This is a genomic window from Tepidiforma bonchosmolovskayae (assembly GCF_008838325.1).
In the GTDB taxonomy this organism is placed as follows: Bacteria; Chloroflexota; Dehalococcoidia; order Tepidiformales; family Tepidiformaceae; genus Tepidiforma; species Tepidiforma bonchosmolovskayae.
Window position 1 is genome coordinate 2,525,806 of the sequence record NZ_CP042829.1, and the last position, 18,135, is coordinate 2,543,940.

Below are 18,135 nucleotides of genomic sequence, written 5' to 3' on the forward strand. Positions count from 1 at the left end.
CATCTCAGATGACCGCCTGCTTCGTCCGCGCGCTGTGGCACTGGATGTTCACCGCCACCGGCAGGGCGGTGATGTGCGTGGGGTAGGTCTCGACAAAGACATCCAGCGCCGTCGTCGTTCCGCCGACCGCCTGCGGCCCGACGCCCAGTTCGTTGACCGCTTTGAGCAGCTCCTGCTCGAGTTCGGCCACCTCGGGGTCCGGGCTGCGTTCGCCGATTTTCCGGAAGAGCGCGTGCTTCGCCATCATCATCGCCTTCTCGGCCGTTCCGCCGACGCCGACGCCGATGATGAGCGGCGGGCAGGGGTTGCCGCCGGAGATGTCGACCGTCTCGCAGACGAAGTCGATGATCGCCTGCTTGCCCATGCCCGGCAGGAAGTTCTGGTAGCGGGACATGTTTTCGCAGCCGCCGCCCTTCGGCATGAACATGATCTTCACCTGGTCGCCCGGGACGATTTCGGTGTGGATGACCCCCGGTGTATTGTCGCCGGTGTTGGTCCGGGCACTGAACGGCCGCGCCGCGATCGACTTGCGCAGGTAGCCCTCGCTGTACCCGCGCCGGATCCCCTCGTTGACCGCGTCGATGATGTAGCCGCCGGTGATGTGGACGTCCTGCCCGATCTCGAGGAGGACGACCGCCGTCCCTGTGTCCTGGCACAGGGGCAGCATCCGCTCCCGAGCGACCTGCGCGTTCTCGAGAATCTCGTCGATGATCTGGACCGCCAGCGGCGACCGCTCGGTCTGCCGCGCCGCCCGGATGGCCCCCTCGACGTCCTCGGGGAGGAAGTGGGTGGCTTCGATGGCAAGGCGCGCCACCGTCTCGGTAATCAGCTCAGCTGGAACCTCTCGCATGCGCATCCCATGGTGGTGATGCAGAGAGCGTACCAGCCCAACCCCGCACGTTCCTCAGGCCGAACGGTCCAGGAGTTTCCCCACGTTCGGGTCGAGCAGGCGCACCAGTTCCGCCTGAGCCTCGGCTGCCGCGCGGACCGCCTTGACGGCTGCGGTGAAGGCCACGCGCCCGGCGATCCCCTCCACGGGGTCGGTTGGAACCGACGTTGGCGCCAGCGCAGAAAGCAGATTCATGCATGCAGTGTCGCACCGAACCGCGCGGGCGCCGGTGACAGGATGGGAACGGGGCCGTGACATCCCGGGGCACCGCCGGCTCAGCGGCCCTTGAAGACCGGTTCGCGCTTTTCGAGGAACGACTGGCGGCCTTCGGCGGCGTCCTCCGTCTGGTGGGTGATCTGCTGGAGGAACTGCTCGAGTTCGATCTGCTCGTCGATCCCCCGCGTCGCCCCCTCCTGGACGAGCCGCTTCATCAGCTCAATCGCCACGCTCGGGCCGCGTGCAATCGACCCGGCGAGGGCGTTCACCGCGTTCGGCAGCTCCTCGTCCGCCACAACCTCGCTCACGAGTCCAATCTCCCGCGCCTTCTGCGCGTCGATCAGCTCGCCGGTATACAGCAGCCGGTACGCCCACTCCGTCCCGACCAGCCGCGGCAGCAGCCACGTGGCCCCGGTATCCGCCACGATGGCGCGCTTGACGAAAATCGCCGAGAACCGGGCCGATGCGGCCGCGATGCGGATATCGCAGGCCATCGCCAGCGAGAACCCGGCCCCGACGCACGGGCCGTTCACGGCCGCAATCGTCGGCTTCCGGCAGTGGTAGACCTGGGCCGTGGCCAGGTAGCGCGACCGCATCATGCCCGCGCGGCCGGTGAACGGCCGGGCGGGCCAGTCTTCTTCCCGTGTCGCCGTGGTCAGGTCAGTCCCGGCGCAGAACCCGCGGCCTGCGCCGGTGAAGACGACCACCTTCACGGCGTCGTCCGCTTCGGCCATCACGAGGGCATTTTCAATCTCCGCCCACGAGCCCCAGGAGAGGGCGTTGAGCTTCTCGGGCTTGTTCAGCGTGATGCGGGCTATGCCATCGTGGACCGAGTAGAGGATGTCGCGGAAGTGCATGGCAGGTGCTCCATCGTGCAGGGGTGTCGCGAAGCGTACGCTACCGGGCCGGGCGCGCCCACCGCGCCGGGCCGGGGTCGGGGCTATACTCCGAGGGCACAACTCGACAGCCTGGACGACGCCGGATGCTCTTTCGCGACTCCCCCGAACATGCCGCCTTCCGCGCTGAGGTGCGCGCCTTCCTCGACGCCGAGCTCCCCCGCGAGACCTGGGACATGCGGAACGACCGGGAGGAGATGACACCGGAAGAGAAGGAGTTCACCCACCAGTTCCGGAAGAAGCTCGCTGCACGCGGCTGGCTGACCATGGGCTGGCCCAGTGAGTTCGGCGGCGCCGGCGCCAGCTACATGACCCAGACGGTCTACATGGAGGAGATGAGCGCAGCCGGCGCACCCGGCGCCTATGACCAGGGCGTGTGGCTCGCCGGACCGGCACTCATGATGCACGGCACCCCGGAGCAGCAGCAGCGCTGGCTCCCCCGGATCCGGTCCGCCGACGACCACTGGTGCCAGCTCTTCTCCGAACCCGGCGCCGGCTCAGACCTCGCCAGCCTCCAGACCCGCGCCGTGCGCGACGGCGACGTCTACGTTATCAACGGCCAGAAGATCTGGACCAGCGGCGCCCAGGAGGCAGACTGGGGCATCCTCCTCGCCCGCACCGACCCCGAGGCGCCAAAGCACCGCGGCATCAGCTACTTCATGGTGGACATGCGCCTCCCGGGCATCACTGTGCGGCCGCTCGTCAACCTCATGGGCAGCCGCCACTTCTGCGAGGTGTTCTTCGATGACGTCCGCGTCCCTGCCGATTGTCTCGTCGGCGAGGAGAACCGCGGCTGGTACATCGCCACCACGACGCTCGACCAGGAGCGCTCGAGCATCAACCGCGTCGTCATGACCCGGAGCACGCTTTACGCCCTCATCGACTACGTCCGCGAACACCCGCACCTCCGCACCGATGTCATCCGCCACGAGCTGGCCGAGCGGTACCTCGAGTTCGAAATCGGGCGCTGGCTCTGCTACCGCGTCGCCCAGATGCAGAGCGAAGGCAAGGTCCCCAATGCCGAGGCCTCGGTCTCGAAAATCTTCGGGACCGAACTGCAGCGGCAGATGGGCATCACCGGGCTCCGCGTCCTCGGCCTGCCCGGCCAGCTCGAGCCCGGCTCCCGCTGGGCTCCGCTCCGGGGCCGCATCGAGCGGTGGGCGCTCGCTGCACCGAGCTACACCATCGCCGGCGGCACGAGCGAGGTGAACCGGAACATCATCGCCACCCGCGGCCTGGGGCTCCCGCGCGGCTAGGCTTGCGCACGGCGCGCCGCCGTCCGAACCTGCTCCGTGAGGACTCCATGAACCCGAAGAACACCTTTCGCACCGACGGCACGATCGACGCCTTCGACAACCAGTTCCCCGGCCGCGACTACGTCATCGAGTTCATCGCGCCGGAGTTCACCAGCGTGTGCCCGATGACGGGACAGCCCGATTTCGGCACCATCCGGGTTACCTACGTCCCCGACCGCAAGTGCATCGAACTCCGCAGTTTCAAGTTCTACCTGCACGCCTTCCGCAACCGGGGCATCTTCTATGAAGACGTCGTGAACACCATTCTCGATGACATCGTCGCGGCGGTGCAGCCGCGCTCGGCGACGGTCACCGGAGAGTTCAACACACGCGGAGGCATCAGCGCCCGTGTCACTGCTTCGTACCCGTCTCGGCCTTCCGGGGCATGACGTGGCTCCCGGCGATTCCGTAGACTCCAGACCCCGGAGCCCGTGGTGGGCTCGTGAGGACCGCATGCCCGTCAAGCCCGACCCGCCCGGCTTTCCCCAGCGGCGCTGCGCCGATGTCTGCAGCGTCACGGCCGCCCAGATGCGCGACGTCCAGCGGCTCGCGCAGGAAGAGTTCGGGCTCGATATCCTCCAGCTGACCGAGAACGCCGGCAGGAGCGCCGCGCTCCTCGCGTTCGCGATGCTGGGCGGCCGGGGACGAGGCCAGCGCGTGGTCGTGCTTGCCGGCGGCGGCAACAAAGGCGCCGCCGGTCTGGCGGCAATCCGCCACCTCGCCAACTGGGGCTGCCGCGTCGAACCGGTCATCAGCGGCGTCGAGGAAGAGGTCTCGTTCACGGCACGCCGCCAGATGCACATCCTCCGCCAGAGCGGCCTCCTTCAGCCTGCCGACCTCGACGCAAGCGAAGTGACGCTCGAGGAGCAGCTGGCAAACGCCGACCTCGTCATCGACGCACTCGTGGGCTACGGTCTCGAAGGTCCGCCGGTTGGTGTGGCGGCGGCGGTCACCCGCCTCGCCATCGAATCCCGGCGGCCCATCCTTGCGCTCGATGTGCCGACCGGCGTCAACGCCACCACGGGCGAGGTGAGCACGCCCGCCATCCGCGCGGTCACCACCCTCATGCTCGACCTGCCAAAGCGCGGCTGCCTCGAGTCCCAGGCGCGCGGGATGGTTGGCGAACTCTACCTCGCCGATATCGGCATCCCGCTTAGTGTCCACCAGCGCCTCGGCATCCCGGTCGGCCAGCTGTACGCCGAGGGCCCCATCGTGCGCCTCCGCCGGTAGGCGCGCGGCTTTGTCCGCCAACCGAGCCCGTGCTATAGTCAGCGCCGGTCCTTAGGGACGAATTTCACAAACGGCCCCCGCGTGCTGTACGAATACGGTCATATCGGCATCCTGGTCATCATCGCGCTGATCTTCCCGCTCGGCGCGGTCGTTACCTCGTGGGCGCTCCAGTTCGTCCGCATCCGGCCAAAGTCGCGGCCCGACCTGGTCCGCGATGACATCTACGAGTGCGGCCTGCGCACCGAGGGCCCCAGCCTCGTCCAGTTCAACTTCCGCTACTACTACATCGCCCTCCTGTTCGTCCTGCTCGACGTCGAAATCATCTTCCTCTTCCCCTGGGCACTGGTGTTCGACGCCGTCGGCTGGGTCGGATATGGCAAGGGCCTCCTCTTCATCGCAACCTTCATCATCGGCGGCATCTACGCCTGGCGAAAACGAGCCCTGGAGTGGCGCCTGTGACCCGCGAACTCACCGGTCCCGAAGCCGCAGCCCTCGCCGAAGCGCTCGTTCCCGGTTCGGTCGACCGCACGACCGCAACAGCCTGCTATCTGAAATCTGATCGCCTTGTCGAGACCCTCCGCGCCCTCCGCGATGACCCCGAGGCCAACCTCGTTCACCTGACCAATCTCTGCGGCGTCGACTACTGGGACCATTTCGAAGTGGTCTATCACATCCAGTCGTTCGAGAAGAACCATATCGCGCTCTACAAGGTCGAGGCCTGGGGCCGCGAGAACCCCGAAGTACCGAGCGTCACCCCGGTCTTTCACGGCGCCTGGATGCAGGAGTGCGAGGCCTACGACCTGCTCGGGATCCGCTTCACCGGGCACCCGAACCTCTACCGCATCCTCCTCTGGGAGGGCTACCCCGGCTGGCCCCTGCGCAAGGACTTCCTCTCGATGCCCGGCGGGCTCCAGCCCGGTCTCGGCGAATTCGCCGGCGTCGCCCGGCGGCAGGAACCGCCCGTGAAGGTGATCGAATGACCGGCATCATCAAGAGCGAACCGTTCGTCATCAACATCGGGCCGCAGCACCCCTCGACCCACGGGGTCTTCCGCATCAAGGCGACCGTCGACGGCGAAAAAGTCATCGATGCCGAGATGGTGATGGGCTACCTCCACCGGTCGATGGAGAAGCTTGCCGAGGAGCGCACCTACACCCAAAACATCCCCTTCACCGACCGGACCGACTACCTGAGCAGCATGTCGAACAACCTCGGCTACTGCCTCGCGGTCGAAAAGCTGGCCGGCATCGAAGTTCCCCCCAGGGGCAATGCCATCCGCGTCATCATGGCTGAACTTCAGCGCCTCGCCAGCCACTGCATGGCCGTCGGTGCGTTCGCCAACGACACCGGCGCCTGGCAGACGCCCGTGATGTGGGCCTTCCGCGAGCGCGAAAAGATCCTCGATATCTTCGAGGTCACCTCTGGCGCACGCCTGACCTGCAACTACATGCGCATCGGGGGCGTCGCCTTCGACCTTCGGCCCGAATTCGAGCCGATGGTGCGCCGTATCCTCCGCGACTTCCCGCCCTTCATCGACGAAATGGAAGGGCTGCTCTCGGAGAACGAAATCTTCATCGCCCGGACCAGGGGCGTCGGTGTCCTCACTCCTGAGATGGCCATCAACAGCTCGCTCTCCGGTCCGATGCTCCGCGGGAGCGGCATCGCCTGGGACATCCGCAAGGCCGACCCGTACTGCGGCTACGAGCAGTACGACTTCGATATCCCAATCGGCTACAACGGCGACAGCTACGACCGCTTCATCGTCCGCCTCGAGGAGATGCGCCAGAGCCTGAAGATCATCCAGCAGGCGCTCGACGGCCTCCCCGGCGGACCCTTCCGCACCGAGGTGCCGCTTGCGCTTCGCCCGCCGAAGGGCGAGGCCTACGCCCGCATCGAGAGCCCACGCGGCGAACTGGGCTACTACCTCGTCTCCGACGAAGGTCCGTCCCCCTACCGCTTCCACATTCGGCCGCCATCATTCATCAACCTCTCCGCGCTGAAGGAGATGACGGTTGGCGGCACGGTCGCCGATGCCATCGTGGTCCTCGGCTCTATCGATATCGTCGTGGGGGAGATCGACCGGTGACCCCGTTCCTTGTTTCCGACAAGTGGTACGACATTCGTGACCTGGGGAACCTCTCCCGCGCACTTCTCGATGCCGCCGACAGGATCCTCCCCGGCGGGGTGGTCTACGTCCTCGCTGCACTCATCGGATTCGTCGCGAGCTTCCTCCTGTTCGTCCTCCCCTCCCAGCTCATCATCGGCGTCTACGGCGAACGGCGGATCATCGGCCGAATGCAGTCGCGCCTGGGGCCGAACCGCGTCGGCCCGTTCGGCCTGCTCCAGCCCATCGCCGACGCCATCAAGCTCATCCAGAAGGAAGCGCTCACCCCGACGCAGGCCGACCGCGTCGTCATGTACATCGCGCCGATCATCTTTGTGATGCCGGCGGTCCTGCTCTGGGCGGTTATCCCGTTCGGCGAGAACATGGTCATCGCCGACATCCCCGTCAGCCTGATGTACTTCCTCGCGGTCTCGGCCCTCCCGGTCATTGCGACCTTTATGGCGGGCTGGAGTTCGAACAACAAGTACAGCCTGTTCGGCGCCATGCGCATCGTTTCGATGGCGATCAGCTACGAGTCCCCGCTTGTCCTGGCGCTCCTCGGCGCCGTCATCATGAGCGGCACCATCAGCCTCTCGGGCATGGTCGCCTGGGCGGATGAGTACACCATCTGGATGGTGTTCGTGCAGCCGCTGGCGCTCGTCATCTACTTCATCTGCGTCAGCGCGGAGCTGAACCGCACCCCGGTTGACATCGCGGAGGCCGAGTCCGAAATCGTTGCCGGCTACCTCACCGAGTACTCGGGCATGAAGTGGGGCCTCTTCTACGGCATGGATATCGGCTACGCGCTGGCCGCCTCCGGTTTTGCTGCGACCGTGTTCCTCGGCGGCTGGACGCTCTTCGGTCTTGAGAAGTGGGTGCCGGGCTGGATGATCTTCATCGGCAAGACCCACCTCTTCTACTTCCTCTTCATCTGGACCCGCGGCACCCTCCCGCGCCTGCGCGCCGACCAGCTCATGGCGTTCGCCTGGAAGTTCCTGCTCCCGCTGGGCGTCTTCAATCTCCTCATCGTCAGCACCGAGCGGATGCTCTGGGCCGAGCAGGACTACGCGAAGGGCCTCATCTACGTTTTCGCGCTGGTGAACATCGTCCTCTCCGTCGGGCTGGTGTACGCGTGGGCGCGGTTCAACGGCTACCGACCCGAACGGACTCCTACCCGTCCGCGGCTCGTCAAGCAGGCCGGCGGCTACATCCCGGTCGGGGAGCGCCCCTGATGGACGGCTTTGGCGTCTCGCTCGCGTTCTGGGTGCTGGCGGCCATCACGCTCGTCGCTGCCGGCGGCGTCATGGTCTCGCGCAACCTCCTGCACGCCGTGCTCTTCCTTATCCTCACGTTCGTCGGCGTTGCCGGGTTCTTCGTCCTGCTCTCCGCCGACTTCATCGCGATGGCGCAGGTCATCATCTATGTCGGCGCTATCGCTGTCCTCGTCCTGTTCGCCGTGCTCCTTACGCCGCGCGCCAGCCGCGATAACGGCGAGACACGCTGGGCGCTGCCCGGCATGCTCCTCGCGGTCTGTCTGGCGGCCATCTTCCTGTTCGTCATCCACGATACCGCCTGGAAGACGAGGGACGGCGTCCCGCAGGGCCTCTCGGCGAGCGACCTCGGGACCGCGCTCCTCACCACATGGGTTGTCCCGTTCGAAATCGCCAGCGTGCTCCTGACCGCCGCCCTGGTCGGCGCCATCATGCTGACCCGCAGCCCGGAAGAAGAAGCGGAGGACGCACTCGCATGACCCCCGGCATCGAACACTTCCTCACCGTGGGAGCCCTGCTCTTCTGTCTTGGTCTGGCCATTGCGCTCAGCAAGCGGAATGCCGTCGGCGTGCTGATGGGCGTCGAACTCATGCTCAACGCCGTCAACCTGACCCTCATCACCTTCTCACGGTTCACGGTCAGCCCCAATCCCATCGCCGGGCACACCTTTGTCGTGTTTGTCCTCACGGTGGCCGCCGCCGAGGCCGCCGTCGCGCTGGCGCTCGCCGTCGCCGTCTATCGCAACCGGGAGACGATCGATGTCGACCGGCTCAATCTCCTCAGGTCGTGACGCAGTATGTGGGTTGAATTCATGTCGGTTCGCAACGCCTACGTCGCCCAGACCTGGGCGGAGCTCTTCGCTGCCGAAGCGCTGAGCGTCCGCATCGTGCCGCCCATCGGCTACGGGGAGAAGGCGTCGATGCTCGATGAACGCACCCTCTACGTGCCGTCGGGCAAGGCCCACGTCGCCCGCGAAATCCTGAGGAAGATCTAGCCGATGCTGTTCCTCGCTGCCGAGCCTGCTGCTGCCTCGACGCCCACCATCGACCAGGCCGTGCTCTGGGCGATCATCGCCTGCCCGCTTGTCGCCTGGGCGCTCATCGCGATCTACCTCCGGAAGCTCCCGGCGATCGCCGGCTACGCGGCCATCCTCGGCATCGGCGCCGCAATGGTCCTCAGCTACGTCACGCTCTTCAACGTCATTGATGCCGACGGCGGTGTCGCGAAGTACACCCACGAGTGGTTCACGGCCGGCGACCTCGCGGTCCCGCTCGGCGTCCGGGTCGACGGCCTGACCGCAGTCATGCTCGTCGTGGTCACCACAGTGGCCTTCCTCGTGCAGGTCTACTCAACCGGCTACATGGCCGGCGACCCCGGCTACGGGCGGTATTTCGCCCATATGTGTCTCTTCACGACCTCGATGCTGGGGCTGGTGCTCGCCGACAACCTCTTCCAGATGTTCGTCTTCTGGGAGCTTGTGGGCCTCTGCTCCTACCTGCTCATCGGGTTCTGGTTCCACAAACCGAGCGCCGCTGCCGCCGCCAAGAAGGCGTTCATCGTCACCCGCATCGGCGACCTCGGCCTGCTCGCCGCGCTGCTCCTTATCTGGACGCGGGCCGAGACGTTCGACGTCACGGCCATCCAGGAGTGGGCTGCAAGCGGTGAAGCGAAGAGCACCATCGTCACGCTCTTTGCCCTCGGTCTCTTCGCCGGCGCCGCCGGCAAGTCGGCGCAGTTCCCGCTCCACGTCTGGTTGCCGGACGCAATGGAGGGCCCTACGCCCGTTTCCGCACTCATCCATGCAGCGACGATGGTCGCCGCCGGCGTCTACCTCGTTGCGCGCTTCTTCCCGGTGTTCGAAGCGTCGACCGATGCTGCTAACGTCGTCGCCTGGATCGGCGCCATCACCGCGCTCCTCGCCGCGACCATCGCACTGGTCCAGACCGACCTCAAGCGGGTGCTTGCCTATTCGACCGTATCGCAGCTCGGCTACATGATGCTGTCGCTCGGCGCGCTCGGCTACGTCGCGGCGATCTTCCACCTCTTCACCCATGCCTTTTTCAAGGCGCTCCTCTTCCTCGGCAGCGGCTCTGTCAACCACGCCACGAACACGTTCGACATGCGCAAGATGGGCGGTCTGCGGAAGGCCATGCCGGTGACCTACTGGACCTTCGTCATCGGCTCGCTCTCGCTTGCCGGGATCTTTCCCCTCGCCGGTTTCTGGTCGAAGGACGAAATCCTGCTCGACGCCTGGCGGCATGACCGGGCGCTTTGGGCGATTGGCGCAGTCGTCGCCTTCATGACCGCGTTCTACATGTTCCGGGCCATCTTCCTCACCTTCCACGGCACGTACAAAGGGGGCGAGCCCGTCGACCACCACGACCCGGACAACCATTTCCATGGCGACCCGGCCCACCCGCACGAGTCGCCCTGGTCGATGAAGGGCCCGCTCATCGTCCTGGCCATCCCCTCAATCGCCGCCGGGTGGTTCGCCTACGACCACATGTTCAAGGACTTCATCGAGGCTGCGCTGCCCGAGGCCGGCCACCACGGCAGCACCTTTGAGCTGGGTATCGCCGTCTCATCGACGATCGTTGCGCTCGCCGGCATCGGCACTGCCTACGCCATCTACATCCGCCGCTGGGTCGATTCGGCGTCCATCCGCGCCACCTTCGCACCGCTTGCCATCATCTTCGAGCGCAAGTACTTCCTGGATGACCTGTACGAAGGGCTGTTCGTCCGGCGCATCTTTTACGGCGGCTGGTGCCGCCTGCTCGAAACGTTCGACCGGCGGGTCGTCGACGGCATCGTCAACGGCACCGGCCAGGTCGGCCGCCTCGCGAGCGATCGCCTGCGCGCCATCCAGGTCGGCGAGGTGCAGTCGTACGGGCTGGGCGTGGCTGCCGGCGTGATCGTTATCTTCATCGCCGTCATCGTGGCGAATCCCCTCTAGGAGGCCGTGGTGGAACTGAGCATTCTCATCTTCCTGCCCGCCATCGCGGCTGCCGTCATCCTGCTGCTCCCCCAGCGGCTCGAGCAGAACGCGAAGTGGGTGGCCCTCGTGACCGCCGCAGCGATGTTCGCGCTCTCAGTCCAGCTCTTCTTCCGGTTCGATACCGGCGCAAGCGGCTACCAGTTCGTTGAACGCCGCTCTTGGGTCGATATCGGCGCCTTCAACCTCCAGTACTTTGTCGGTGTGGACGGTCTCAGCCTGCCCCTCGTCGTCCTCACCACCTGCCTCACGCTCGCCTCGGTGCTCGTCTCCTTCAGCGTGACGCACCGGCCGCGGGCCTACTTCGCCTGTCTGCTCATCCTCGCCAGCTCCGTGGTCGGCGTCTTCGTCTCGCTCGACCTCATGCTCTTCTTCCTCTTTTGGGAGCTCGAGCTCTTCCCGATGTACCTCCTCATCTCTATCTGGGGGTCGGGCCGGAAGGAGTACTCAGCAACCAAGTTCGTCCTCTACACCATCGCGGGCTCGGCGTTCATGCTCATCGGCATCCTGGTCCTCGCCTTCGACGCGCGGACGTTCGACATTGAGCAGCTCGCCGCGGCGGAGTTCCGCGACACCCTCCTCCCGCTCGGCTGGGTTTTCTTCTTCCTCTTCATTGGGTTCGCGGTCAAGCTCCCCATCGTGCCGCTCCACACCTGGCTGCCCGATGCCCACAGCGATGCCCCGACAGCGGTCTCCGTCATGCTTGCCGGCGTGCTCCTGAAGATGGGCGGCTACGGCATCATCCGGCTCTGCGTCACGCTCATGCCCGAGGTCGCCCACGACTGGGATGCCTGGATGGCCGGCATCGGCGCCTTCAGCGTGCTCTACGGCGGGTTCATCACCCTCCGGCAGACCGACGTGAAGCGGCTCATCGCCTACTCCTCGGTCTCGCACATGGGCCTCGTCCTGCTCGGCATCGGCGCGCTCGGCTCGACGGGCCTGACCGGCGCGACCTACCAGATGCTCGCCCACGGGCTCATCACCGGCCTGATGTTCGTCATGATCGGCCTGATGTACGAGCGCACCCACACGCGCGACATCGCGCGCCTCGGCGGCCTCGCCCGGCAGATGCCGCTCATCGCGACGGGGATGGTCTTCGCCGGCATGGCGTCGCTCGGGCTCCCGGCACTGGCAGGGTTCATCGCCGAGGTCACGGTCTTCCTTGGCACGTTCCAGCGCTTCGAGTGGGCGGTCATTGCGTCGATCTTCGGCGTGGTGCTTTCGGCCGGCTACATCCTCTGGATGCTCCAGCGGGTGATGTTCGGCCCCGTGAGGCACGAGTGGGATGAACTCCACGACCAGCGCCACTGGTGGGAGCACACGGTTGTCGCCGGGCTCGCGGCGCTCGTGATCCTCCTCGGCGTCTATCCCTCGCTCATCATGAACGTCATCGAACCCGCGATGACCACGCTCGCTGAGAGGTTGCAGGTATGAACGGAATCGACGTCCTTGGGCCGCAGCTGAGCGTGCTCGTCGCGGCTGGCGTCGTCCTCGTCGCCGATGCGCTGTTCCCCGGCCAGCGCCGCATCCTCCCGTTTCTCGCCCTCGCTGGTCTTTTGACTGCTGCCCTCTGGACCACCTCCTGGGTGGGGCGCGGCGACTACCAGACCGTGTTTCACGGCACCATCGCACTCGACCGGTACGCGGTGTTCTTCCAGTACGTCTTTGCGGGGGTCACGGCCACGGTCATTCTCGCCTCGATCGACTGGGTTAGCCGGGAAGGGCGCCGGCAGGGCGAGTACTACGCGCTCGTCCTCACTGTCTGTGGCGGCCTGATGTTCCTCGCCGGCGCGCGGGACCTCATTACCATCTTCATCGCTCTCGAACTCTCGTCGATCCCGCAGTACATCCTCGCCGGCTGGGGCAAGGACTCGAAGTCGAGCGAGGCCGGCCTGAAGTACCTTCTCCTCGGCGCCATCGCTTCGTCGCTGCTCCTCTACGGCATGGCGCTGCTCTACGGCGTGACCGGCACCACGCTCCTTTCGGGGATCGCCGATGCCATCGCCGCCGACGGTGAGTCGTACCGCGGTCTCCTCATCGTCGCGATGACGCTGCTCATCGCCGGGTTCGGCTTCAAGATGGCCGTGGTGCCGTTCCAGATGTGGGTGCCGGACGTCTACCAGGGCGCACCGACCCCGGTCGCCGCCTTCCTCTCGGTCGGCTCAAAGGCTGCCGCGTTCGCGGTTGCTACCCGCGTCTTCTTCGAAGCGCTCGGCGCCGACTTCCTGCGCGACGACTGGTCGATGATCTTCGCCGTCATCGCCGCCGTGTCGATGACCCTCGGTAATCTGATGGCCATCGTCCAGTCCGACATCAAGCGGATGCTCGGGTATTCGTCGATCGCCCAGGCCGGCAACTTCCTGGTTGGGCTGGCGGCCATCTCTGTCGCCGGTGAAGAGTTCACCCTCGGCGCGAGCGGGGTCCTCCTCTTCGTCGCAGCCTACGCCTTCACGAACCTGGGCGCCTTCGTGGCCGTGATCGCTATCTCGCAGCGCATCAACTCGGACCGCATCGCCGACTACGCAGGGATGTGGAAGGTATCCCCCTTCCTGGCGCTCGGCCTGGCATTCTGCCTCGTCTCGCTCACCGGCATCCCCCCTACCGTCGGCTTCTGGGCAAAGCTGTACATCTTCAACGCGGCCGTCCGCGCCGACCTGGTCTGGCTGGTCATCATCGGCGTCCTGAACAGCGTCATCTCCGCCTACTACTACCTTGGCGTCGTGCGGGTGATGTTCCTCGGCGAACCGGGCACCGAACAGCGGTTCCGGGCTTCGCCCTCCATCGCCGTCGCCATGGCGGCCACCGCGCTCGGTGTCCTCGTCTTCGGCATCGTTCCGATGCCGCTCATGTCTGCGGCGCGCGACGCCGTCGAAATCTTCGCCCGCTAGCCGTGTCGGACGAGGTCCCGTACGACATCTCGGTCGAAGTGGTCGTCGATGCGCCCGACGTGGATGTCGACGCACTCTACCGGCTCGCTGCCGACGTCATGGCCGGCGAATCCGTCGAACCCGGCACAGCGCTCGCCATCCTGATTACCGACGACGAAGAGATCCGGCGGCTCAACGCCCAGTTCCTCGGCATCGATGAGCCGACCGACGTCCTCTCCTTCCCGGACGAGCCGGGCGACTTCGTCGAGGCCGTGCCTGGCGAGCCGCTCCTCGGTGATATCGCCATCTCCATCGATACGGCCCGGCGGCAGGCCGAACAGATCGGCCATCCGCTCGCGGCGGAACTCGCCCACCTGCTGGTCCACGGCATCCTCCACCTCTGCGGCTACGACCACGTCAACAGCCCGGAGGAAGAGGCGGCGATGCGGGCCCGCGAGGAGCACTACCTCGGCGAACTCGGTCACCTGCACCGCCACTGACCCGGCCATGCCGGCGTGGCACACCTGTTCTATACTCAGGGTACCCCGCGGACAGGAACGCTCGTGCTCTACGGTAAGTGGCGGCCTAAGGGCTTCGCAGAAGTCGTCGGACAGGACCACATCGTTCGCACCCTCAAGAACGCGCTCGCGACCGGGCAGGTCGCCCACGCCTACCTGTTCAGCGGGCCGCGCGGTACCGGCAAGACGACGACCGCGCGCATCCTCGCCCGGGCCGTCAACTGCCGCCAGCTCCGCGATGGCGAGCCCTGCAACGAGTGCGATGCCTGCCGGGCCATCCTCTCCGGTTCCGCACTCGACCTGATCGAAATGGACGCCGCCAGCAACCGCGGCATCGACGACGTCCGGGAGCTGCGCGAGAAGATCGCCTACGCCCCGTCCGACCTCGCCCGCAAGGTCTACCTCCTCGACGAAGTGCACATGCTCACCGAGGGCGCGTTCAACGCCCTCCTCAAGACGCTCGAGGAACCCCCGCCCCACGCCATCTTCATCCTTGCCACCACCGACCTCCACAAGGTCCCGGCGACCATCATCTCCCGCTGCCAGCGGTACGACTTCCACCGGGTGCCGAACGACGCCATCGTCGAACGGCTCGCCTACATCTGCGAGCAGGAAGGGGTCAAGGTGCCCCGGGAGGGCCTCCTCGCGATCGCTGTCCAGTCGCGGGGCGGCCTCCGCGACGCCATCACGATGCTCGAGCAGGTCATCGCCCGCTACGGCGCTGCACCGACCCTCGACGATGTCCGTGCGGCGCTCGGGCAGGTCCACGACAGCCGCGTGGCCGGTCTCGTCCGCGCGCTGCTCGAATCCGACCTCGCCAGCGCGCTCGACATCGCCCGGTCGGTCGCCGATGACGGCCTCGACATCGCCCGGTTCACCCGCGGCGTAATCGACGTCATCCGCGAGCTGCTCGCCGCTGTGCTGCGCGACGGCACAGCGGGCCGCCCGGACGACCTCGTCGAACTCGCCCGCTCGCGGGCCGATGCGGTGCCGGTGCTGGTGCAGGCGCTCTCGGAACTCGCACGGGCTGACTTCCGCCTCGACCCCGCCAGCCCGGTGCCGCTCGAAGTCGCCTGCGCAGCCGCCATCCTCGGACCCGCCGCACCCTCCCCGCAGGCCTCTGCCGCTCCGGCGACCCCGAGCCCGGCCGCCGCTGCGCCGGCGCGGTCGGCTGCGGCGGCCCAGCCCGCCGCCGACCAGCGCACCGCGGCCCTCAGCCGCGAGGAACGGTTCGCACGCGACCTCTACGAACACTGCAAGATGGTGAACCCGTCGCTCGCGATGTGGCTGAACGGCTCCTTCGAGGTCCTCCAGATGGACGGCGATGAGCTCGTGCTCGGCTTCCAGCGGAAGATGCCCCTCGAGAAGGTCGACACCGCCTGCCGGCCGATGGTCGAGCAGCAGGCGGCGGCCATCCTCGGGCGCGAAGTGCGCCTCACCGTGAAGCTCATCGAGGGCCCCAGCCAGCCCCGGCGGGAGCCCCGGCGCGGTCACCTCGCCGAAGCTGCGAAAGCAATGGGCGGCCAGCCCGTCAGAAAGGACTCCTGATGGCAAAAGGTAGCGGGAACAACCGGTATCTCCGCCGTGCCGGCGGCGGGCTCCCCGGCCGCAGCTCCATGGGCGGCGGCAACGCCCTCGCACAGGCGCAGGAGCTGCTTGCAAAGGCCCAGGCAGAACTCGCTGCGGCAACGGTCGAAGGCACGGCCGGCGGCGGCGCCGTCCGGGTCACCATGTCCGGCGAGCAGAAGATCCTCGGGATCCGGCTTGAGCCGGAAGTCGTCGACCCCGACGATGTCGAACTGCTCCAGGACCTCATCATGGCCGCCATCGCTGACGCAACCCAGAAAGCCGCCGAGCTCCAGCAAAAATCCTTCGGGGCCATCACGGGCGGCCTCGGTCTACCCGGCCTCGGCTAGCACACCGCGATGCCCGAATCGCTCGCCACGCCCGAACCGATCCAGCGCCTGATCGAGGCCTTCCACCGCCTGCCCGGGATCGGCCCAAAGTCGGCCCAGAGGCTCGCCTACCACCTGGTGCGCACCTCACCGCAGGAGGCGGAGAGCCTCGCCCGGGCAATCGTCGAGGCGCGCGAGCGCATCCACTACTGCTCCCGCTGCGTGAACCTCACTGAGCGCGACCCCTGCGCAGTCTGCGCCGACCCCCGCCGCGACCAATCCACCATCTGCGTCGTCGAACAGCCGCTCGATGTGCTGGCGATCGAACGGTCGGGCATCTACCGCGGGGTGTACCACGTCCTCCACGGCATCCTGAACCCGATGGAAGGGATCGGCCCGGAGCACCTGCACATCGACGCCCTCGTCGCGCGGGTCGCCGGTGGTGACGTGCGGGAAGTCATCATGGCGACGAATCCCAGCCTGGAAGGCGAAGCCACGGTCATGTACATCCAGCGGGTGCTCGCCCCGCACGGGGTCCGGGTGACCCGCCTCGCCCGCGGTCTGCCCTCGGGCGCCGACCTCGAGTACGCCGATACGATGACGCTCGCCCGCGCGCTCGAGGGGCGCCAGGAGCTCTAGCATGGCCGGCCGGCCGCCGCGCACAGTCGCCACTGAAGGCGTCGTACTGCGGCGCCGCCCGGCCGGCGATGCCGACGCCATCCTCGTCCTCCTCACCCCGGGCGAGGGCCGCGTCGATGCTGTCGCCCGCGGCGTGCGCAAGCCCCAGAGCAAACTGCGCGGCCATGTCGAACCGGTGACGCGCTCCCGGTTCCTGCTCGCCCACGGCCGCTCCCTCGACGTCGTCGCGCAGGCCGAGTCGGTCGATGCCTACCTCGGCATCAAGGCGAACCTTGATGCCCTCGCCGCCGCCATCTACTGCTGCGAGCTGGCCGAGCGCTTCGCTGCTGAGCGCTCGGCCCAGCCCGACCTCTACCTTTTGCTCGTCGACGTCCTCGACGCCCTTGCACGCGGGGTGAACCCGGCGCTCGCTGCCCGCTACTTCGAACTGCACCTGCTCGCCGTTTGCGGCTTCGAGCTCCAGGTTGCGGCCTGCGCCAGCTGCGGCGCCGAACTGCCCGAGGCGGATGCCCTGTTCTCCGCAGCTTCCGGCGGCCTGCTGTGTGCCGCCTGCCGCGTCGAGGTGCCGGGCCGGCTCCTCTCGGTGCGCGCCCAGAAGGTGCTTCGCTACGCCCGCCGGGCCGGGGTCGATGCCTTTTGCGGCGTGCGCGTCCCGGCCGAGACCGCCGAGGAGGTCCGCGCCGCCCTCGGCGAAGCGGTGAGGGCAGTCCTCGACGCGGAGCCGCGCTCTGCCCGGTTTTTCGAAACCCTTCCGCCCTCATGAATCGGCGGCCCTCCCGGCGGCGTACCCTCGGTGCGTGTACAATGCGGCTGCACAGCTGAATCTTGGGCCGACCCGAGAAACCCCTGTCGCTGGAGGAGGGGAGGATGCCCCTGTACGAGTACTACTGCGAGCCCTGCAACGGGATTTTTGAGGAGCTTCGCCCAATGCGCGAAGCCAGCGAGCCGGTGCCCTGCCCGGTCTGCTACAAGGACGCGAAGCGGATCATGCCTACATCGTTCGCGGCGTTCACCTTCCGCGACGGCTATCCGCGTCGCATCCCCGACGACGGCAAGTACTGGCACCTCGGCAAGAAAGTCTCCCGGCTGGTCACCAGCGCCCGGCCGAACGAACACCCCGAGGTCAACAAGCCGGAACCGAAGAAGCGGAAGACGAAGGGCGAGAAGCAGGAGCTCCAGGACATGAAGGAGCTGGCGGCGAAGCGGGAGCTCGTCGACCTGTACGGCAACGAGATCAAGCCCGAGGAAGTCCCCGAAGTCGTCGAGCAGGGCCGGGTGGTCCGCAAAGGCACGCCCCGCGGACTCTAACGCCTCGTTGCGTCC

22 protein-coding genes are annotated in these 18,135 nt (G+C 67.0%); 19 read left to right on the forward strand and 3 right to left on the reverse strand.

All coding sequences use genetic code 11. The features are described 5' to 3' along the window. Nucleotides 1-4: 4 nt before the first annotated feature. From Tbon_RS12565 to Tbon_RS12575, 3 genes are all read right to left on the reverse strand, one after another. Entirely contained in the window at nucleotides 5-850 is an 846-nt protein-coding gene (locus Tbon_RS12565; RefSeq protein WP_158068020.1) for a fumarate hydratase, read from the reverse strand. 54 nt (nucleotides 851-904) lie between these two features. Continuing rightward, nucleotides 905-1,084 (reverse strand): hypothetical protein, encoded by a 180-nt coding sequence (locus Tbon_RS12570; protein ID WP_158068021.1) that lies wholly within the window; start codon nucleotides 1,082-1,084, stop codon nucleotides 905-907. 80 nt (nucleotides 1,085-1,164) lie between these two features. Further along, nucleotides 1,165-1,962: an enoyl-CoA hydratase/isomerase family protein gene (locus Tbon_RS12575; RefSeq protein ID WP_158068022.1), complete on the reverse strand. Its 798-nt coding sequence runs from the start codon at nucleotides 1,960-1,962 to the stop codon at nucleotides 1,165-1,167. A gap of 125 nt (nucleotides 1,963-2,087) precedes the next feature. Between Tbon_RS12575 and Tbon_RS12580 the strand changes: the two genes are divergently transcribed. The 19 genes from Tbon_RS12580 to Tbon_RS12670 all read left to right on the forward strand — a co-directional run bounded on the left by Tbon_RS12580 (nucleotide 2,088) and on the right by Tbon_RS12670 (nucleotide 18,120). Then, nucleotides 2,088-3,257: an acyl-CoA dehydrogenase family protein gene (locus Tbon_RS12580; RefSeq protein ID WP_158068023.1), complete on the forward strand. Its 1,170-nt coding sequence runs from the start codon at nucleotides 2,088-2,090 to the stop codon at nucleotides 3,255-3,257. Between the two features lie 47 nt (nucleotides 3,258-3,304). Then, nucleotides 3,305-3,685: a preQ(1) synthase gene (queF, locus tag Tbon_RS12585; RefSeq protein ID WP_158068024.1), complete on the forward strand. Its 381-nt coding sequence runs from the start codon at nucleotides 3,305-3,307 to the stop codon at nucleotides 3,683-3,685. Between the two features lie 64 nt (nucleotides 3,686-3,749). Next, on the forward strand, nucleotides 3,750-4,526 hold the full coding sequence (locus Tbon_RS12590; RefSeq protein ID WP_192497981.1) for an NAD(P)H-hydrate epimerase: 777 nt from the start codon (nucleotides 3,750-3,752) through the stop codon (nucleotides 4,524-4,526). A gap of 81 nt (nucleotides 4,527-4,607) precedes the next feature. Next, complete coding sequence (locus Tbon_RS12595; RefSeq protein WP_098504118.1) at nucleotides 4,608-4,985, forward strand: NADH-quinone oxidoreductase subunit A; 378 nt, start codon at nucleotides 4,608-4,610, stop codon at nucleotides 4,983-4,985. After that, nucleotides 4,982-5,506 carry an NADH-quinone oxidoreductase subunit C gene (locus tag Tbon_RS12600; RefSeq protein ID WP_192497982.1) on the forward strand — a complete coding sequence of 175 codons (525 nt, stop codon included), beginning with the start codon at nucleotides 4,982-4,984 and terminating at the stop codon, nucleotides 5,504-5,506. Before Tbon_RS12595 ends, Tbon_RS12600 begins: the two co-directional genes overlap by 4 nt. Nucleotides 5,507-5,511: 5 nt before the next feature. Further along, complete coding sequence (locus tag Tbon_RS12605) at nucleotides 5,512-6,612, forward strand: NADH-quinone oxidoreductase subunit D (protein ID WP_158068316.1); 1,101 nt, start codon at nucleotides 5,512-5,514, stop codon at nucleotides 6,610-6,612. Continuing rightward, nucleotides 6,609-7,862, forward strand: coding sequence for an NADH-quinone oxidoreductase subunit NuoH (gene nuoH / locus Tbon_RS12610; protein ID WP_225734636.1), 1,254 nt, complete (start codon nucleotides 6,609-6,611; stop codon nucleotides 7,860-7,862). Before Tbon_RS12605 ends, nuoH begins: the two co-directional genes overlap by 4 nt. Further along, the gene (locus Tbon_RS12615) at nucleotides 7,862-8,380 is read left to right on the forward strand and encodes an NADH-quinone oxidoreductase subunit J family protein (RefSeq protein ID WP_158068027.1); all 519 of its coding nucleotides are present in this window, start codon (nucleotides 7,862-7,864) and stop codon (nucleotides 8,378-8,380) included. Before nuoH ends, Tbon_RS12615 begins: the two co-directional genes overlap by 1 nt. Further along, nucleotides 8,377-8,691: an NADH-quinone oxidoreductase subunit NuoK gene (gene nuoK, locus Tbon_RS12620; RefSeq protein WP_158068028.1), complete on the forward strand. Its 315-nt coding sequence runs from the start codon at nucleotides 8,377-8,379 to the stop codon at nucleotides 8,689-8,691. The genes Tbon_RS12615 and nuoK overlap by 4 nt, the downstream gene beginning before the upstream one ends. Before the next feature lie 21 nt (nucleotides 8,692-8,712). Further along, nucleotides 8,713-8,895 carry a hypothetical protein gene (locus Tbon_RS12625; RefSeq protein ID WP_133117586.1) on the forward strand — a complete coding sequence of 61 codons (183 nt, stop codon included), beginning with the start codon at nucleotides 8,713-8,715 and terminating at the stop codon, nucleotides 8,893-8,895. Between the two features lie 3 nt (nucleotides 8,896-8,898). Then, on the forward strand, nucleotides 8,899-10,854 hold the full coding sequence (gene nuoL, locus Tbon_RS12630; protein WP_225734637.1) for an NADH-quinone oxidoreductase subunit L: 1,956 nt from the start codon (nucleotides 8,899-8,901) through the stop codon (nucleotides 10,852-10,854). Nucleotides 10,855-10,863: 9 nt separating this feature from the next. Next, entirely contained in the window at nucleotides 10,864-12,327 is a 1,464-nt protein-coding gene (locus Tbon_RS12635) for a complex I subunit 4 family protein (RefSeq protein WP_225734638.1), read from the forward strand. Continuing rightward, nucleotides 12,324-13,781 (forward strand): NADH-quinone oxidoreductase subunit N, encoded by a 1,458-nt coding sequence (locus Tbon_RS12640; RefSeq protein ID WP_158068030.1) that lies wholly within the window; start codon nucleotides 12,324-12,326, stop codon nucleotides 13,779-13,781. The genes Tbon_RS12635 and Tbon_RS12640 overlap by 4 nt, the downstream gene beginning before the upstream one ends. A 2-nt stretch (nucleotides 13,782-13,783) precedes the next feature. Further along, on the forward strand, nucleotides 13,784-14,260 hold the full coding sequence (gene ybeY / locus Tbon_RS12645; RefSeq protein ID WP_225734639.1) for an rRNA maturation RNase YbeY: 477 nt from the start codon (nucleotides 13,784-13,786) through the stop codon (nucleotides 14,258-14,260). A 63-nt stretch (nucleotides 14,261-14,323) separates the two neighbouring features. Then, complete coding sequence (gene dnaX / locus Tbon_RS14010) at nucleotides 14,324-15,826, forward strand: DNA polymerase III subunit gamma/tau (protein ID WP_192497984.1); 1,503 nt, start codon at nucleotides 14,324-14,326, stop codon at nucleotides 15,824-15,826. Nucleotides 15,827-15,894: 68 nt separating this feature from the next. Then, nucleotides 15,895-16,194 (forward strand): YbaB/EbfC family nucleoid-associated protein, encoded by a 300-nt coding sequence (locus Tbon_RS12655; protein WP_158068320.1) that lies wholly within the window; start codon nucleotides 15,895-15,897, stop codon nucleotides 16,192-16,194. Between the two features lie 9 nt (nucleotides 16,195-16,203). After that, nucleotides 16,204-16,812, forward strand: coding sequence for a recombination mediator RecR (gene recR, locus Tbon_RS12660; protein ID WP_158068031.1), 609 nt, complete (start codon nucleotides 16,204-16,206; stop codon nucleotides 16,810-16,812). A 1-nt stretch (nucleotide 16,813) separates the two neighbouring features. Further along, nucleotides 16,814-17,575, forward strand: coding sequence for a DNA repair protein RecO (recO, locus tag Tbon_RS12665; RefSeq protein ID WP_158068032.1), 762 nt, complete (start codon nucleotides 16,814-16,816; stop codon nucleotides 17,573-17,575). A gap of 104 nt (nucleotides 17,576-17,679) precedes the next feature. Continuing rightward, complete coding sequence (locus tag Tbon_RS12670) at nucleotides 17,680-18,120, forward strand: FmdB family zinc ribbon protein (RefSeq protein WP_098504107.1); 441 nt, start codon at nucleotides 17,680-17,682, stop codon at nucleotides 18,118-18,120. The last annotated feature ends 15 nt before the right edge of the window (nucleotides 18,121-18,135 follow it).

Bases quoted from the DNA above. Each gene is read 5' to 3' on its own strand.
- Tbon_RS12565 (WP_158068020.1), bottom strand. From the start codon at position 850: ATGCGAGAGGTTCCAGCTGAGCTGATTACCGAGACGGTGGCGCGCCTT.
- Tbon_RS12570 (WP_158068021.1), bottom strand. From the start codon at position 1,084: ATGAATCTGCTTTCTGCGCTGGCGCCAACGTCGGTTCCAACCGACCCC.
- Tbon_RS12575 (WP_158068022.1), bottom strand. From the start codon at position 1,962: ATGCACTTCCGCGACATCCTCTACTCGGTCCACGATGGCATAGCCCGC.
- Tbon_RS12580 (WP_158068023.1), top strand. From the start codon at position 2,088: ATGCTCTTTCGCGACTCCCCCGAACATGCCGCCTTCCGCGCTGAGGTG.
- queF (WP_158068024.1), top strand. From the start codon at position 3,305: ATGAACCCGAAGAACACCTTTCGCACCGACGGCACGATCGACGCCTTC.
- Tbon_RS12590 (WP_192497981.1), top strand. From the start codon at position 3,750: ATGCCCGTCAAGCCCGACCCGCCCGGCTTTCCCCAGCGGCGCTGCGCC.
- Tbon_RS12615 (WP_158068027.1), top strand. From the start codon at position 7,862: ATGGACGGCTTTGGCGTCTCGCTCGCGTTCTGGGTGCTGGCGGCCATC.
- nuoK (WP_158068028.1), top strand. From the start codon at position 8,377: ATGACCCCCGGCATCGAACACTTCCTCACCGTGGGAGCCCTGCTCTTC.
- Tbon_RS12625 (WP_133117586.1), top strand. From the start codon at position 8,713: ATGTCGGTTCGCAACGCCTACGTCGCCCAGACCTGGGCGGAGCTCTTC.
- nuoL (WP_225734637.1), top strand. From the start codon at position 8,899: ATGCTGTTCCTCGCTGCCGAGCCTGCTGCTGCCTCGACGCCCACCATC.
- Tbon_RS12640 (WP_158068030.1), top strand. From the start codon at position 12,324: ATGAACGGAATCGACGTCCTTGGGCCGCAGCTGAGCGTGCTCGTCGCG.
- Tbon_RS12655 (WP_158068320.1), top strand. From the start codon at position 15,895: ATGGGCGGCGGCAACGCCCTCGCACAGGCGCAGGAGCTGCTTGCAAAG.
- recR (WP_158068031.1), top strand. From the start codon at position 16,204: ATGCCCGAATCGCTCGCCACGCCCGAACCGATCCAGCGCCTGATCGAG.
- recO (WP_158068032.1), top strand. From the start codon at position 16,814: ATGGCCGGCCGGCCGCCGCGCACAGTCGCCACTGAAGGCGTCGTACTG.
- Tbon_RS12670 (WP_098504107.1), top strand. From the start codon at position 17,680: ATGCCCCTGTACGAGTACTACTGCGAGCCCTGCAACGGGATTTTTGAG.